This window comes from Kaistella sp. (assembly GCF_041824135.1).
Lineage (GTDB): Bacteria > Bacteroidota > Bacteroidia > Flavobacteriales > Weeksellaceae > Kaistella.
Genome location: NZ_JBGZYM010000011.1, coordinates 1 through 15,669, shown reverse-complemented (window position 1 = coordinate 15,669; position 15,669 = coordinate 1). Strand labels below are relative to the sequence as shown.

Sequence of the window (15,669 nt, the reverse complement as noted above, 5' to 3'; positions counted from 1 at the left end):
ATTTTTGAATAAATAATATGCTGACTTTTTTATACTCTACCTGGGATCCGTCCACGGGAATTCCTTTAGGACCAATTACCTTACATTATTACAGTTTAATGTTTATTCTCGCCTTTGGTTTGGGCTATGTTTTAATGACCAAGATGTTTAAAATTGATCATGTTGATGTAAAATATGTAGAACCATTATTTACTTGGACTTTAATCGGGACGATCTTTGGAGCCCGGATTGGACATGTTGTTTTTTATGAACCTGAACTTTTCCGCACCGATTTCTGGTCTGTATTTTTACCTATTCGCACCAATCCTACTTTAGAGTTCACCGGATTTTCCGGTTTAGCAAGTCATGGAGCAGCAATTGTTTTGGTAACTTCTACCATTATTTTCGCCCTAAAAGTGGTGAAGAAAAATCCCTTTTGGATGTTAGATCGCGTTGCAATAACCGTTGCCCTGGCAGGGTTTTTTATCAGATTTGGAAACTTTTTCAATTCAGAAATTATTGGAAAACCAGCTCCAGAAAATTCAATTTTTGCGATTAAATTTCCACAGCAGAGCTTAAGTTACGGCGACATTGTCCCAAGATATCCTACCCAGCTTTTTGAAGGATTTTCGTATTTAGCTTTGTTTTTTATCATGTGGATGATCTACCTAAAAACCAATAAAAAATACAGACAAGGTTGGCTTTTCGGTTTTTTCTTTGCCGTACTTTGGTCCATCCGCTTTCTAGTTGAATTCCTGAAAGAACCACAAGGCGTAGAAAAAATAACATTAGGAATTTTAAATACCGGTCAAGTTTTGTCTATCCCATTAATTCTGGCTGGACTTTTCATTATGTGGTATTCTAAAAATAATGTGATCACCGAAAAAGAAAATGAACAATCTGCATAAGGTCATAAAATCTTCTTGTAAAACTCAATCCTTCCAATTTTTTGGAAGGATTTTTTTATTGAGATATTTGAAAACTGTTCCAATTTCTTCAATTAAATCTGAGGGCAACATTGCTTCTTTTGAAAACTTTTCTGCAGCGAAATCTCCGGCCTTACCGTGAAGCCAAACTCCGAAAATCGACGCATATTTAGGTGAATAATTTTGAGCTAAAAGTGACGTAATAATTCCTAATAATGCATCACCACTTCCGCCTTTTGCCATGCCTGAATTTCCTGTAATATTATAAAAAACCTGATTTTCAGGAGTTATGACTTGAGTGTGATGATCTTTTAAAACGATATAAATCTGTAATTCCTTTGCTTTTTTGATCGCAAGATGTAAGCGCTCAAATGAGTTTTCGGTTTTTCCAAAAAGCCGCTCAAATTCTTTAGGATGCGGCGTGATGATTGAATGTTTTGGAATTTGGTTTAATGCAGTCGGATTTTTAGAAATAATATTTAAAGCATCAGCGTCGACAACGAAAGGTTTTTTATAAGTTTTTAAAAATTGCAGAAAGGAAGATTCAGTTTCGGGATCGGTTCCTAATCCAGGACCGATTCCAATAACAGCGCTTTCCTCAAAGTCGAAATTGGTCACCTCATTTTCACCGCCAGATACAAACATTGCCTCGGGACAATTTGTTTGTAGAATTTCATAACCGCATTTTGGAGCGAGAATAAATGTTATCCCACTGCCTGATTTCAGGGTTGCTTTTGTTGCTAGAACTGCAGCTCCTATTTTGCCGAAACTTCCAGCAACAATGTTTGTTTTTCCGTAAGTTCCTTTGTGAGAAAATTCTTTTCTAGGTTTGTAAATCTCGCTAATCAATATATCGTCGATTACGTTATTATTTGTTATTTCATTAACATAGAATTCCTCACTTAGAGCAATATCAAGAACATGAATTGCTCCGCAAAAAATTCCAGCTTCGGGATGCAGCATTGATTTCTTCCAAGTCTGGAAAGTTAAAGTGTGATCAGCTTTGAAAATCACTGCATTTTCAGCTATTATTTCATCTGCCATTAATCCTGAAGGAATATCGATCGAAACTTTAGGAAGTTTCGATTCATTTAGAAAAGAAATTACATCAGCTGTTTCTCCTTCAATAATCCGATTCAATCCGATGCCGAAAAGTGCGTCGATGATAATTGAATTTTCTTTGAAAACGTACTGATCTAAAGTACCGAACCCTAAAATATCAATTCCTGTAATATCCTTACATCGTTGAAAATTAATCAGAGCATTTTCAGAATAATTGGAATTTGGATTAGCAAATATATTTATATCAAACCCTTTATGATACAATAATCTTGCGATCGCAAAACCATCACCGCCGTTGTTTCCTGTTCCACAAAAAATGATTATAGGGTGGTGAACATTATAATTTTCTTCCAACCAATTCGCACAACTATTCGCCGCATTTTCCATTAGTTGTACCGAAGAAATAGGTTGATTTAAAATGGTGAAAGCATCCCACTTTTTTATTTGTAGTGCAGAAAAAATTTTCATTTGATTCAATTATTACGCTAAATAAAGTTACTAAAAATACACTTGGGATTATAATTTTGAAAAATTTATCGAAAAAAGCACAATTTTGTGCGACTTATCTGTGTTTTAAAAAAGAAATTAACTATTTTTAACTTTTAAAAAATAAAACATGAAATTATGGGATTAGTACAAGAATTTAAAGATTTTGCATTCAAAGGGAATGTAGTAGATTTGGCTGTAGCGGTTATCATTGGTGCTGCGTTTGGTAAGATTATATCGTCTTTTGTTGATGATGTAATTACTCCTTTATTGTTGAATCCTGCATTGAAAGCGGCAGGTGCAGAAAACATTGCGCAATTGACATGGAACGGCGTCCAATACGGAAATTTCCTTTCTGCAGTCCTCAGCTTCTTAGTGATTGCATTGGTATTGTTTATGGTGATCAAAGCGGTAAACAAAGTGAACAAACCTGCAGTAGTTGCTCCAGCTGGACCAACAGACGATCAAATATTATTAACAGAGATCAGAGACTTGTTGAAAAACAAATAATAGTTTTCCATACGAATTAACAAAGACGCACCGGCTGGTGCGTCTTTTTATTTTTAAATAAAGTAGTCTCTTTAATAAGTTTGTAAAATACTACAAATTTGTTCGGCTAGGGAAAGTCCAATTCGGTCTTGTGCTTCTACCGTTGATGCTCCAGTGTGTGGAGTTAATGAAATCTTTGGATGGTTTAAAATTGCTTTCGAAGGTTTTGGCTCATTATTGAAAACATCTAAAGCTGCGAAAGAAAGTTTACCTGAATCTAAAGCAGTAATTAAATCCTGTTCATCGATAACGCCTCCTCTGCTACAGTTCACGATCACCGCTCCATCTTTCATCTTAGCAAACTCTTTTTTGCCAATCATACTGCCATCTATTTGTGCAGGAACGTGCAGGGTAATAAAATCTGCATGTCTCAAAACATCTTCCAACGGTTCAGTTTCAATATCAACATTGATGAATTGATTGTTGTAAAACTTCACTTTAATGCTGGCTCTTCCAATATTATTATCTGCTGCAATGACGCGCATTCCTAATCCTAAAGCAATTCTGGCAACTTCTTGTCCGATTCTTCCCATACCGACAATACCGATGGTTTTGCCACGAAGTTCGATGCCTTTTTCGTACGATTTTTTGAGTTGATTAAATTGCGTATCACCGATCAAAGGCATTTTTCTATTCGAATCCTGTAAAAATCTGGCTCCGCTAAACAAATGTGCAAAAACCAATTCTGCTACAGAAGCCGAAGAAGCTGCAGGAGTATTGATGACGTGAATATTTTTCGAGCGGGCGTAATCAACATCAATATTATCCATTCCTACTCCACCGCGTCCAATGATATCTAAACTCGGGCAAGCATCAATCAATTCTTTTCTAACCAATGTTGCGCTCCTTACTAAAAGCGTTCTTATCTGATGTCCATTTATAAAATCTGCTAAGAATTCTTGTGGAACTTTAGTCGTTATTACTTCAAAACCTTTTTCTGTTAAAGCATCAATTCCTGATTGATCTAAACCGTCATTTGCTAATATCTTCATCCTTTATGTTAATCGTTAAAAACTTCAATCGTCACTTGCTTTTCTACCATATCGGTAAATTTACCTCGGTATTGAGTCGCTTTCACGATATGATTGTCGATCCAGTGATAGTTTCCGCCGCGGGGTTTTCCGCACAAAACGCTGTGGTATTTGAAGCCGTGTTTATCGAGCCAGTCGATGGTAATCTGTTTTAAATTTTCGGTTCTGGAAGTGAAGAAACAGATGATATGTCCTTGATCGTACCATCTGTTAATCGTTTCTAACGCATCTAAATACGGTTCACAAGTCACCATTCTTTCAGGCTCCTCGTTGGGTACATCATCAGTAATTGTCCCGTCGATATCAATCAAATAATTCTTCATTTCTCCTTTCAGCATTGGGCTTAAATGATCTTTATAATCTAATTCCATTATCAAAAATTTAAGGTGCAAAATTACAAAATTTCATTGATTTACAGACTATTAAATCATTTCAATCATTATGCATTGCGGTTTTTTCCTTTGCTGGAGGTTTCTAGCTCATATTAAAATCACTTGTTAAGAAGACCTATTTCCGTCAGAAGTGGAAAAATAGAGTTCCTTCTCTTCCCCATTTTTGAAGGTTAAATTGAAGTTAAAAATTTCCCCAATAGATTTATTAATGTTAATTTTGTGAGGATGGAAGAACAAGTAGTTTTAATCTCAGAAAATGATGAAGTTCTGGGCTTAATGGATAAAATGCAGGCCCACGAAAATGGCCTTTTACACCGCGCTTTCTCGGTTTTCTTATTTAATGAAAAAGGAGAAGTTCTTTTACAAAAAAGAGCAGCCGAAAAATACCATTCCCCCAACCAATGGACAAACGCAGTTTGCTCTCATCCAAGAGAAGGTGAAACGTATCTGGAAGGCGCACAACGCAGATTAAAAGAAGAATTGGGAATCGAAGCCATGGAATTATCTCCAAAGTTTCATTTCATTTATAAAGCAGATGTTGGTGGAAATCTTTGGGAACATGAACTCGACCACGTTTTTACAGGAAATTACGACGGTAACTTTTCTTTGAATGAAGAAGAAGTTTCTGAAATCAGATATATTACCATGGAAGCCTTAGACCAAGAAATGGAATCGAATCCTGAGAATTTTACGGAATGGTTTAAGATTATTCTGGGGGAATATAAGGATAGGCTTTGAAAGATGAGTAATGGGTAATTAGCAATGAGTAATGTGAATGGTGAATGGCGAATTATAAAACTCAAACGTTTAATTATGTGAGAACTCTTCTACCAAAATCCTTCGAAATAGAAACGGAAAGTTCTTATAGCCCCGATCTCAACGGTATCCTTTTTTGAGGAGGAACGACGAAGAAAAGATATAGTGGAGAGCGGGACCGGATCATCAAAGAAGCAAAATGGTCGTGCTTCTAAAAAAAGAAATTAATAAAAAAAATATGAAAAGAACTCCTTTATTTGATAAACATGTGTCGCTAGGTGCGAAAATGGTGCCTTTTGCAGGTTTTGAAATGCCTGTGCAATATGCTGGCGTAACGCAGGAACATTTTACGGTTCGTGAAAAAGTAGGCGTTTTTGATGTTTCACACATGGGTCAGTTTTTCGTAGAAGGTCCTAAAGCAAAGGATCTGTTGCAATATGTTGGTACGAACAATGTGGACACTTTGGAAAATGGAAAAGCTCAATACACGTGTTTACCTAACGGAAACGGCGGAATTGTAGATGATCTGATCGTTTATAAAATGTCTGATGAAAAATATTTTGTGGTGGTAAACGCTTCCAATATTGAAAAAGACTGGGCACATATTTCTAAACATAATGAACAATTCGGAGCAAAATTAACCAATGCTTCTGATGAAATGTCGTTGCTGGCAATTCAAGGTCCGAGAGCGACTGAAACTTTGCAAAAAATAACCGATGTGAATCTTTCTGAAATGCCGTATTATCACTTTTCAGTAGGAACGGTTGCAGGAGTTGCAGACGTGATTATCTCAAATACTGGTTATACCGGAAGTGGTGGTTTTGAAATTTATTTTAATAATGAAGATGCCGTAAAACTTTGGGACGCAATTATTGAAGCAGGTGAAGAATTTGGCATCGAACCTTGTGGACTGGCTTCAAGAGACACTTTGCGTTTGGAAAAAGGGTTCTGTTTATACGGAAATGATATTGATGATACCACTTCTCCGTTGGAAGCAGGATTAGGTTGGATCACGAAATTCGATAAGGATTTTGTGGACAAAGAACGTTTTGCAAAACAAAAAGAAGAAGGTATTACGAAGAAATTAGTTGGTTTTGAAATGCAGGAAAGAGCCATCCCAAGACATGATTATTTGGTGGTTGATGCTGAAGGAATTGAAATCGGAAAAGTGACTTCGGGAACGATGAGTCCAATGAAAGGAATTGGAATTGGATTGGCTTATGTGGCGACTGGTCACAACAAATTAGATTCTGATATCTTCATTCAGATCAGAAATAAAAATGTTCCGGCGAAAGTAGTGAAAACTCCTTTTGTATAATTAAAGGATATTTTCGAAAATACAAAAGCAGGTGAAGATTCACTTGCTTTTTTTGTTGGCACTGTTTTCGCACTGCTTTTCACACACTAAAAACTTAAATATTATGTCATTAATTAATAGAAGCATCGCAGGATTAGCAGGTTCTTTGGCACTTACCGGAGTTCATCAATTATTCAAAAAATATTGTTCAGGTTCACCGAATCTAGACCAAGTTGGAGAAGAAGCCATCAAGTTATCTTTAGAAAAAGTAGACGCTCCCACGACTGATGAAGAACAGGTTTACGCTGCGGCGATGGGCGGTAATATTCTATCAAATGCCTTATTGTTTTCAACATTGGCAACTTCTACGAATACGTCGCAAATTATCTCAAAAACGTTAGGTACTGGTCTTTTAGGAGCAGCCGGAACGATTGGTTTAGCCGATCAGCTTTTAGGAAATAACAAAGCAACAAACACCGACCAAAAAAAGTGGATGACGACAGGGTACTACCTTTTAGGCGCGGTCGTAAGTATTGGAGTATATAATTTACTGGAGCGAAAAAGCAAGAAATAAGAAAAGTAAAATCGTCTCGTTATTACGGGGCGATTTTTATTTTGGTAAATGCTGGAAACAGAAGTCGTTTCCAATTCTTGTATTTCTTTTACAACGTATTCCTTTTTGAGTTTTTGCGTAACATTGATTTTTAGAATTAATTCCTGCTATTTGCTTTGGTTTCGATGATATACCTAAAACTGCCTTAAACGGTGGTCGGCAAAACTTGCAAGGCATCAATCCCTGGTTTAATGCATTATCGACAGACAGTGAAGTCGAAACATTTTTCACCATTCTGCAACCCGATAAATGATATTTGGAGCCGGACGGAGTTTTATAAACCGTTTGTGCAGAAAAGTTGACGGATAAAAATAAGAAGAAGAATAATCTTATCATTTCACGCTAAAAAACTTTTCTAAATTTTCAATAGTCTTCTTCTCGTTTCCAACAAATATTTCTTTCTCCGTAAGAAAAATCGGTCGTTTCAAAAACGAGTAATGATCCAAAATTAATTTCTTAAAATCTTTTTCTTCTAAAGATTTCACATCAATATCCCTGGCTTTGATCTGAGTTGATCTTCTGCTAAAAAGGGCTTCGTGCGATTTTGTGAATTGATACATTTGGGCCAATTCTTCTTCAGTAATTGGATGAATTTTTAATTCCCGAAGTTCCCAGTCGGAAAGATCAAACATCTTTAAAATCTTAGTACAGGTTCCGCACGTTTTTAGATAAAATACTTTTTTCATAAGTACAAAAATAAAGAATCCGATTCTAAAAGAACCGGATTTACTTTGAAAGAATATTTTCCTCTGATTATTGAGGAATAACCAGAACCTGACCTGGATAAATTTTATCTGGATCTGATAGCATTGGTTTATTCGCTTCAAAAATTTTGTTGTATGCATTGGCGTCTCCATAAACTTCTTTGGAAATTTTAGAAAGCGATTCGCCACTTTGCACGGTATGATATTTCGGCTGAACAGTTGTTTGCACTGGTGTAGCCGTTTGCACTGGCGCAGCTTTTACGGTCATGTTATCGGTAACTTCATCGATTCCCTCTACGTTACCAGCAGCGACATAAATTTTTCCTTTTTGCTCCCAATCTTTGGCTTCACCACTAATTGTTACTTTGTCGTCTTTCACAGTAAACTTGATGTTTGAAGTGTCGAAACCATATTTGGTTACATGATTTTGAACTTTCTGTGCTTGTTCTTCTGGGGTCTCTCCGCCACCAAATATTTTCTCACCTACGTTTTTTAAAAATGATCCTAATCCCATTGTTTTATTTTTTAATGTTAGTTTACTTGCTTTAGATTTTCTTAAGCATCTCTTCATATCCAAAATCTATGCAGTATTACTGTTAAGGATTGTTAAATTTAGATTTTTGATGGTAATTTCATCTTTTAAATAACATTTTTAGAGAAGTAATCCTAAGCCGTCATTCCAACATCTAATTTTTATAAATTTAAATTAAAAGCACACTTCAATTAAAAATCATTAAATTTCAATTCTAAATTATAACAATGAGCAATACAACAACTTTCCAATTTATATCTGAACCCAGTGATGTGAATTATGGCGGCAATGTACATGGTGGAAGTGTAATGAAATGGATCGATCAGGCTGGATATGCCTGCGCCAGTTCATGGTCATCCAGTTATTGTGTTACGGTTTATGTGGGTGGAATTCGGTTTTACTCGCCGATCAAAATTGGACATATTGTAAAAGTAGAAGCCGAAGTTATTTACACTGGTAAAACAAGTATGCATATTGCCATCAATGTTTTTTCTCGCAACATCAAAAGGAAGGACTTTGAGAAGAAAACCCACTGTATCATTGTTTTCGTAGCGGTTGACGACGAAGGAAATTCGGTTGAAGTTCCGAATTTCACTCCAACTACTGAGCAAGATATGCAAATGGAAAAGTACGCCATTAAATTGATGGATCTTCGAAAGAAAATTGAGGATGAAATGAAGCCGTTTATGTGAGAAACTCAATTTTGAAGAGTTCGATAATACTAAATAAAAAAACTGCCTCGCATTACACGAGGCAGTTTCCTATTAAATAAAACATCAACTATTTAGGACAAATAACTTTAAACTCTGTTCTTCTGTTTACCTGCTGCTCTTGGTCTGAACATGGTACGCCGTCGGCACATTTATTTAATAATACAGATTCACCATAACCTTTCGCGCTAATTCTGCCACTGCTAATTCCTCTTGAAGTAATATAATCTACCGCAGATTGTGCTCTGTTTTGAGAAAGTTTTTGATTGTAACTATCGCTACCTCTGGAATCTGTATGAGACCCCAACTCTACTTTTACGCCTGGATTATCTTCCATAAATCTCACTACTTTATTTAATTCTGGTTTTGCATCTTCTCTGATGTTGAATTTATCCAGATTGTATAAAATATTTTCCAGCGCGATTCCTTCTCCACATTTGGTTTCCTGGGCGCAAATTTCAATATTGACAAATAGGTTTCTGTCTCTGTCGTAATTTTGCGTATTTACCATTTCTATTTGAGAAAAGTAGTTTTCTTTTTTCGCATACAATTCGAAGGTGGCATTCGGTGGTAATTGTAAAACAAAATCTCCATTTGAATCAGACATGGTTGATTTTTTAAAGGCATCGAATTTATTTTCTAAATAAACTGCGGCTCCTGAAAGTGGCACAGACGAGTTACACTGAAATGTTTTACCTCTAAGAATAAAATTACGATCAGAGTAAATGAGATCTTTGTTTAAATCTCCGTTGGCAATAAATTCAGCAGTTTTGGTTGAATTTGAATCTAATGGAATCTCATTAAACGAACCCGTAATTGCATAATTATTTGGGTTAATTTCGTCGATATACACCTTACCTGAAGCATCTGTCATTGCTGTTTTTATAACATTCCCACTCGCATCTTTTATCGAAACTTTAGTATTCGGAATTACCTGACCTGAATATTTATCTTTGGCAGTAACAACGAGACGATAAGATTTTGCTTCTGGTGCTTTGGCTTCAACCACTTTAACAGGATTCTTCGGTCCAAAACGATAAGATAATCCAGCGAACACGCCAACTGATTGTAAAGTCATTTTTTGCATTTGGTCTGTTTCGTTAGGACCAGAAAAATTAGATCTTATTATGGCTTCCTCATTATATACGTTGTCAATTTTTCCGCGCTCTACATAGTAATAGGTTGATGGTTTTGTACCATAAGTATTGTCTAAAATCTCATTTTTAGCAGATTCATCTACATTATAATGGCTCATATAATACGCTCCAGCATTCAATCCCCAGTTATCATTAAAGAAATAATTAAATCTTAACTGCGCTTTGGTAGAAAAAACCACTGCTTTATCAAATCCAGAATGATAAGTGATGACATCTTTAATCGAATCCTGTCTTACGCCATCTACCAAAATTTCACCACCATCTATAAATCCAACTCCGGCCATTAGGCCCAATTCTGAGGTAAACTTATTGTTATCACTTTGCCATTTAAAGGCTGGTCCAGCTCCAACAAATGTTCTGGAAATATCTTTCTTTTGAACGTTGAAAGAAGCGTAGTCTAAAATGGTATTTTGCAATTTATAATCTACATATTGTCCTGGTAAATTAACTGCTTCCGGAGTGTTTTTAATAAAATCTGCGTCAGCTTCTACCCCAAACCAATTCCAGTATTTGTTTATAGAAAGCCCGCCCATAAATCCACCTTTGTAATCGATGAATCGGAAAGATTCTTTGTACATTGGAAAATCGTAACCAGCACGGGCAGAAATTTGCCAGTAAGAACGCAGGTCTTCTGCTTTTTGAACTGGTGTTTCCTGTGCTTTTAGTGTTCCTAAAAAATTAGCTGCTAAAAAGGCACTTGCTAAAATAACTTTTAAATTTTTCATCTTGATAATTTTTAATTAATAGTATTTGTTAATTTGTATGACAAAGTTGCTACTATTGAAAGCTATTTAATAGAGGTAAAGCCCTAAGTTTGGAACAGGAAAATGCCCCTTTTATGTAGGGGCAAAAAAACCGCTTCAAGAGTGAAACGGTTATTGGACTTTTATTAATGGAGATTTTTAAGTCATTAATTTTAATTAAGTTGATGTTTAATCGCGAAAAGAACCAAGCCAACTCTGCTTTTCACATCAAGTTTTATAAAGACAGAATCGCGATAACCATCAATAGTTTTCGGACTTAGAAACATGACGTCGGCAATTTCCTTATAGGTCATTTCGCTGCACGCCAATTTGATAAATTCTTTTTCTCGGTCTTTCAATTCTTCGACGCAGTCTTTCACCACTTTTTCTTCTGTCCGAATATTGAGCAAACATTGCGTAACCGTATCTGTATAGAAAACGCCTTTATCATGAACGGTATCGATGGCTTCAAATAAAATCTTCGGCGACATCTCTTTTAATAAATAACCTCTGGCGCCAGCCTTTAACATGGCAATAATGGTTTTCTCATCATCTTCCATGGTTAAGGCAATTACCTTTATCGCAGGAAAATGATCTTTTAAATGTTGAGTTGTTTCAACACCATTTTTTACGGGCATATTGACATCCATTAAGACAACATCGGGATTTACACTTTCATCTTCAAGTGCTTCGATAAACTCCTCGCCGTTAGAAGAAGTGTTGATTACTTTATATTTTTTATTGATAGAAAGCATTTTTTCAATTGCTCCCGAAAGCATTTTATGATCATCTACAATGGCAATTTTTATGGTTTCCATAAAACTCTTCTTTAATTTTTATTGTATTTAATAGTGATTGTAGTGCCTTTACCTACGATCGTATCGACCTCCAAATCTGTTTGGATCAAGTTAGCCCTTTTTTTCATGCTAATTAAGCCACTTCCAGTTTTATGTTTATTTTTTTCAAACCCAATTCCATCATCACGCAATATGATTTCTACAAACTTTGCTTCATCCTGCAACGAAATGGTCATATTTTTTGCCCTCGAATGTTTGAGTACATTGTTAATGGATTCCTGAATAATACGGAAGAGAATTAAACTGTCTTTTGAGCCAATGTCAATCTTATCAGTATTATGATTAAAGGATATTTTCATCAGATTCAACCGATCGATTCTGGAAACTTCTTTCTGAATAGACTGTACCAACCCTAAATTTTCTATCTGCTCTGTAATAAAACTTTTACTTAAACTTCGGATATCTCGAATACTTTCGCCAATGACTTCGTTAATTTCCAGTAAAATTTCTTTCTGTGGACCTTCAGCATTTTCTAAACCTAAGTTCACCATTAATTTTGCAATGGACATTTTTTGACCTAAATCATCGTGTAATTCCTGCCCGATATAACTGAGTGTTGTTTCTTTCATCTCGATAATCGCCAACGTCAGTTCTTGCTCGAATTGCGCTTCCTTCAATTTCCGGTCAAATAATAATTCAGATTTCTTTCTATAGAAAAAAATGTAAACCACGACCATAATCAGTAAGATGGCAAAAACCAATACGGTAGTGAAAAGATAAATGATATCAACTTCTGAGAAATTTGTCATCGCACAATCTTTTTAGCTTTTAATAAACCTATTAACAGAATGCCGTAACCGACAAAGTTGATGATAAAAGTAATGAAAACCCATAATCCACTGGTCATGGTGGATGATGATATTTTACTAATAATAATGCTCGGAACCATACCCAGGTAAACGACAATTAATCCCAATGAAAACCAAAACGGGTAATAATGATTAATTTCTAAAATGAGATCTGTTTTAAAAGTATCTAACAAAAATAGAGCAATTACAAAAAGCAACAGAAACACATTGAAGAAGAGGATAATTTGTGGGAAACCATCTGCAAGGTCGATCGTCATTACTTGATAACCATAAAAAAGCAGAAATAATCCGGTGATCGCATAAGCGATTTTCTTCAACATTTTATTTTTAATTAATTTTTGGTACATCAGAAATAATAGAAGAAAGAATAATCCTAAACCAAAATAAATATAGATGTACAGCGTATAAATCGCGGGAACACTTTTCGTAACCCGAATAAAATAAGTGAGCGCATCTATTACATAATTAACGGCGATTGTGGCGATCATTAAGTATTTATAATCTCCTAATATATTCCTTCGTTTAATCAATAATACTAAAATACTTAGTATTAAAAGATTAATTAAGAAAAGCCCTATGTCTCGATTCCAATCCATTATTATATCATTCAGGCGGAGTTAAATTTCCAAAATCAAAGGCACTGATCTCTGAAATTCCAGCATTATCTTCAACTTTATTATATCCGCCCATACCAACTTTCCCGGTTCCAGGCAAAGGTTTTACACTTGCTTTAAGATAAACTGTTTGCTTTCCTTGGTATATCTTTTTCAACCGGTTATCAAAATTCCCGTTATTGGGATATTGTCCGAAAGCGATGGTGATACCGACGTTTTTGATTTTTTGCTTTTTCGCTTCTGCTTTTACATAATTAATATAATCCTGGAGCACTTCTATATCGTAATAGACTTCTTTTGTTTCAGGATCAATTTTACCTGCGTTCAAAACTTTATAATTGTTGTTGCTGTATTCATCACTAAGTACTTTTGCCTGTGCTGCTGAAATTAGATGCTGTGAGAGTGCAGTAACCGTGGTAGTTGTTGTGGCGGTAACGCCGCCTAACCCAGTGCCGATACTGATCATGCAGGAATAGACCATCAGCAATAATGAAATTGCAATAGATGCAGTAAAAAGAGTTTTTTTTGTTTTCATGTTTAATATTTTAACAAAAATACCTTTATTATCAATACTAAAAACAGGAAATTAACCCTTTTTTGAATAAAAGAAATGCCAACGAAACTAATCGTTGGCATTCACATTTATTATTTGCTCAATTTTATCTCGCAATATTCACAGATCTTGTTTCGCGAATTACAGTAACCCGAACCTGTCCTGGATACGTTAATTCAGTTTGAATCTTCTCAGAGATATCGTAAGAAAGTTGCGCTGACTGATCGTCGCTCACTTTTCCACTTTCTACCATAACTCTAAGTTCTCTACCAGCCTGAATTGCATAAGCGCTCGACACTCCGTCGAAACTTAAAGCTGCTGCTTCTAAATCTTTCAATCGTTGGATATAAGACTCCAGCACCTGTCTTCTTGCTCCTGGTCTTGCTCCAGAGATCGCATCGGCAACCTGAATGATCGGCGATAACAACGTGGTCATTTCTACTTCATCATGGTGAGCTCCAATTGCGTTAACAACCTCTGGATTTTCTCCATATTTCTCAGCCCACTGCATTCCTAGTAGCGCGTGTGGCAGTTCAGATTCCTGCTCTGGAACTTTACCAATATCATGAAGCAAACCTGCTCTTTTCGCTAACTTAACGTTCAATCCTAATTCTGCAGCCATTGTTCCGGCGATGTTCGCAACTTCTCTAGAGTGTTGCAATAAGTTCTGTCCATATGAAGAACGGAATTTCATTCTACCAACGATCTTCACCAATTCTGGATGCAGTCCGTGAACTCCTAAATCAATCACAGTTCTTTTACCAACTTCGATGATTTCTTCTTCAATCATTTTTTTGGTTTTATCAACTACTTCTTCAATTCTTGCAGGGTGAATTCGACCATCAGTTACCAAACGGTGAAGGGACAATCTTGCGATCTCTCTTCTTACCGGATCGAAACACGACAGCAAAATTGCTTCCGGTGTATCATCAACAATAATTTCAACACCTGTAGCTGCTTCTAAAGCACGGATATTTCTACCTTCTCTACCAATAATTCTTCCTTTAACTTCATCAGATTCAATATTGAACACCGAAACCGAATTTTCGATAGCCTGTTCTGTTCCTATTCTCTGAATGGTTTGGATTACGATTTTCTTAGCCTCTTGCTTAGCGTTTAACTGAGCTTCAGCCATAATGTTCTGAACATGCGCCTGAGCTCTGGTTTTAGCTTCAGCTTTCAAAGCTTCTACCAATTCATTTTTCGCATCTTCTGCAGAATAACCTGAGATTCTTTCTAAAATTTCTACTTTCTGCGCAGTTACTGCATCTAATTCCTGTTGTTTCCTTTCAAGAACTTCATGCTTTTTGCTGTAATCAGCGATTTGACGGTCAAGGTCTTTTTCTAATTTTCCTGTTTTGCTTAATTCATCATTAAGCTTGTTTTCTTTGTCTTTGATTCTCTTCTCAGAATCCTGCATTTTCTTTTCTCTGGATTGAATGTCGGCATCATGTTGCGATTTCAATTCCATGAATTTTTCCTTAGCCTGAAAGTGCTTTTCTTTCTTAATTGATTCTGCCTGTACAGTGGCTTTTTCTATAAGATTCTCGGCGTTTTTCTTTGCATCTTCTACGATGAATTTTGCTTTTGCGTTAAGGCCGCTTTTGGAAAAAACCATTCCAATCACAGCTCCTATACCCAAGCAAACAATACCGATAATTATAGCGATAGTTGTTGTCATATATGTTTATTTTTAATGTTATTCTATTGTAAATCAAGCTTTTAATTATAAAAACACTTTGTTTTAAAATCTTCAAACATTGATTATTTGTCAAAAAAAAGCCTACAATAATCCACGGATTTAGAGTAAACTCCTAATCAACACGATTTGAACTGTTTTCTATTTTCTGTAATCCGAGCAAGTCGGCACGCCATTAAATAAACTTTCGTTCGGTAATA

At 35.8% G+C, this 15,669-nt stretch carries 18 protein-coding genes; 6 read left to right on the top strand and 12 right to left on the bottom strand.

The window, feature by feature from the left end:
* The first annotated feature begins 17 nt into the window (after nt 1-17).
* On the top strand, nt 18-887 hold the full coding sequence (gene lgt / locus ACEYOS_RS00915; protein ID WP_373707414.1) for a prolipoprotein diacylglyceryl transferase: 870 nt from the start codon (nt 18-20) through the stop codon (nt 885-887).
* A gap of 24 nt (nt 888-911) precedes the next feature.
* On the opposite strand, the gene ACEYOS_RS00910 is transcribed toward lgt, so the two are convergent.
* Nucleotides 912-2,435 (bottom strand): NAD(P)H-hydrate dehydratase, encoded by a 1,524-nt coding sequence (locus ACEYOS_RS00910; RefSeq protein ID WP_373707415.1) that lies wholly within the window; start codon nt 2,433-2,435, stop codon nt 912-914.
* A 156-nt stretch (nt 2,436-2,591) separates the two neighbouring features.
* On the opposite strand from ACEYOS_RS00910, the gene mscL reads away from it, so the two are divergent.
* Nucleotides 2,592-2,963 (top strand): large conductance mechanosensitive channel protein MscL, encoded by a 372-nt coding sequence (mscL, locus tag ACEYOS_RS00905; protein WP_373707416.1) that lies wholly within the window; start codon nt 2,592-2,594, stop codon nt 2,961-2,963.
* A gap of 71 nt (nt 2,964-3,034) precedes the next feature.
* Here mscL and ACEYOS_RS00900 read toward each other — a convergent pair whose 3' ends face one another.
* Both ACEYOS_RS00900 and ACEYOS_RS00895 read right to left on the bottom strand, forming a co-directional pair.
* Nucleotides 3,035-3,994 carry a D-2-hydroxyacid dehydrogenase gene (locus ACEYOS_RS00900; RefSeq protein WP_373707417.1) on the bottom strand — a complete coding sequence of 320 codons (960 nt, stop codon included), beginning with the start codon at nt 3,992-3,994 and terminating at the stop codon, nt 3,035-3,037.
* An 8-nt stretch (nt 3,995-4,002) separates the two neighbouring features.
* A complete protein-coding gene (locus ACEYOS_RS00895; protein ID WP_373707418.1) occupies nt 4,003-4,404 on the bottom strand; it encodes a phosphoheptose isomerase in 402 nt (133 codons plus the stop codon).
* A 246-nt stretch (nt 4,405-4,650) separates the two neighbouring features.
* Here ACEYOS_RS00895 and idi point away from each other — a divergent pair, with 246 nt between their 5' ends.
* From idi to ACEYOS_RS00880, 3 genes are all read left to right on the top strand, one after another.
* Nucleotides 4,651-5,163, top strand: coding sequence for an isopentenyl-diphosphate Delta-isomerase (gene idi / locus ACEYOS_RS00890; RefSeq protein WP_373707419.1), 513 nt, complete (start codon nt 4,651-4,653; stop codon nt 5,161-5,163).
* Nucleotides 5,164-5,419: 256 nt separating this feature from the next.
* A complete protein-coding gene (gene gcvT / locus ACEYOS_RS00885) occupies nt 5,420-6,499 on the top strand; it encodes a glycine cleavage system aminomethyltransferase GcvT (RefSeq protein ID WP_373707420.1) in 1,080 nt (359 codons plus the stop codon).
* Nucleotides 6,500-6,602: 103 nt separating this feature from the next.
* Nucleotides 6,603-7,052, top strand: a complete 450-nt coding sequence (locus ACEYOS_RS00880) for a hypothetical protein (RefSeq protein WP_373739098.1) — start codon at nt 6,603-6,605, stop codon at nt 7,050-7,052.
* A 36-nt stretch (nt 7,053-7,088) separates the two neighbouring features.
* Here the strand turns inward: ACEYOS_RS00880 and ACEYOS_RS00875 are convergent, their stop codons facing one another.
* The 3 genes from ACEYOS_RS00875 to lysM all read right to left on the bottom strand — a co-directional run bounded on the left by ACEYOS_RS00875 (nt 7,089) and on the right by lysM (nt 8,309).
* Nucleotides 7,089-7,427 (bottom strand): hypothetical protein, encoded by a 339-nt coding sequence (locus tag ACEYOS_RS00875; protein WP_373707422.1) that lies wholly within the window; start codon nt 7,425-7,427, stop codon nt 7,089-7,091.
* On the bottom strand, nt 7,424-7,777 hold the full coding sequence (locus tag ACEYOS_RS00870) for an arsenate reductase family protein (RefSeq protein WP_373707423.1): 354 nt from the start codon (nt 7,775-7,777) through the stop codon (nt 7,424-7,426). The genes ACEYOS_RS00875 and ACEYOS_RS00870 overlap by 4 nt, the downstream gene beginning before the upstream one ends.
* 67 nt (nt 7,778-7,844) lie before the next feature.
* Nucleotides 7,845-8,309: a peptidoglycan-binding protein LysM gene (lysM, locus tag ACEYOS_RS00865; RefSeq protein WP_373707424.1), complete on the bottom strand. Its 465-nt coding sequence runs from the start codon at nt 8,307-8,309 to the stop codon at nt 7,845-7,847.
* A 245-nt stretch (nt 8,310-8,554) separates the two neighbouring features.
* On the opposite strand from lysM, the gene ACEYOS_RS00860 reads away from it, so the two are divergent.
* Entirely contained in the window at nt 8,555-9,019 is a 465-nt protein-coding gene (locus ACEYOS_RS00860; RefSeq protein WP_373707425.1) for an acyl-CoA thioesterase, read from the top strand.
* An 88-nt stretch (nt 9,020-9,107) separates the two neighbouring features.
* Here ACEYOS_RS00860 and ACEYOS_RS00855 read toward each other — a convergent pair whose 3' ends face one another.
* From ACEYOS_RS00855 to rny, 6 genes are all read right to left on the bottom strand, one after another.
* Nucleotides 9,108-10,919, bottom strand: coding sequence for an OmpA family protein (locus ACEYOS_RS00855; protein ID WP_373707426.1), 1,812 nt, complete (start codon nt 10,917-10,919; stop codon nt 9,108-9,110).
* Nucleotides 10,920-11,110: 191 nt separating this feature from the next.
* A complete protein-coding gene (locus ACEYOS_RS00850; protein WP_373739099.1) occupies nt 11,111-11,755 on the bottom strand; it encodes a response regulator in 645 nt (214 codons plus the stop codon).
* Between the two features lie 11 nt (nt 11,756-11,766).
* Entirely contained in the window at nt 11,767-12,543 is a 777-nt protein-coding gene (locus ACEYOS_RS00845) for a sensor histidine kinase (RefSeq protein ID WP_373707517.1), read from the bottom strand.
* Complete coding sequence (locus tag ACEYOS_RS00840) at nt 12,540-13,091, bottom strand: hypothetical protein (protein ID WP_373707518.1); 552 nt, start codon at nt 13,089-13,091, stop codon at nt 12,540-12,542. Before ACEYOS_RS00840 ends, ACEYOS_RS00845 begins: the two co-directional genes overlap by 4 nt.
* A 115-nt stretch (nt 13,092-13,206) precedes the next feature.
* On the bottom strand, nt 13,207-13,752 hold the full coding sequence (locus tag ACEYOS_RS00835; protein ID WP_373707519.1) for a hypothetical protein: 546 nt from the start codon (nt 13,750-13,752) through the stop codon (nt 13,207-13,209).
* A gap of 124 nt (nt 13,753-13,876) precedes the next feature.
* The gene (rny, locus tag ACEYOS_RS00830; RefSeq protein ID WP_373707520.1) at nt 13,877-15,451 is read right to left on the bottom strand and encodes a ribonuclease Y; all 1,575 of its coding nucleotides are present in this window, start codon (nt 15,449-15,451) and stop codon (nt 13,877-13,879) included.
* Between the last annotated feature and the right edge of the window lie 218 nt (nt 15,452-15,669).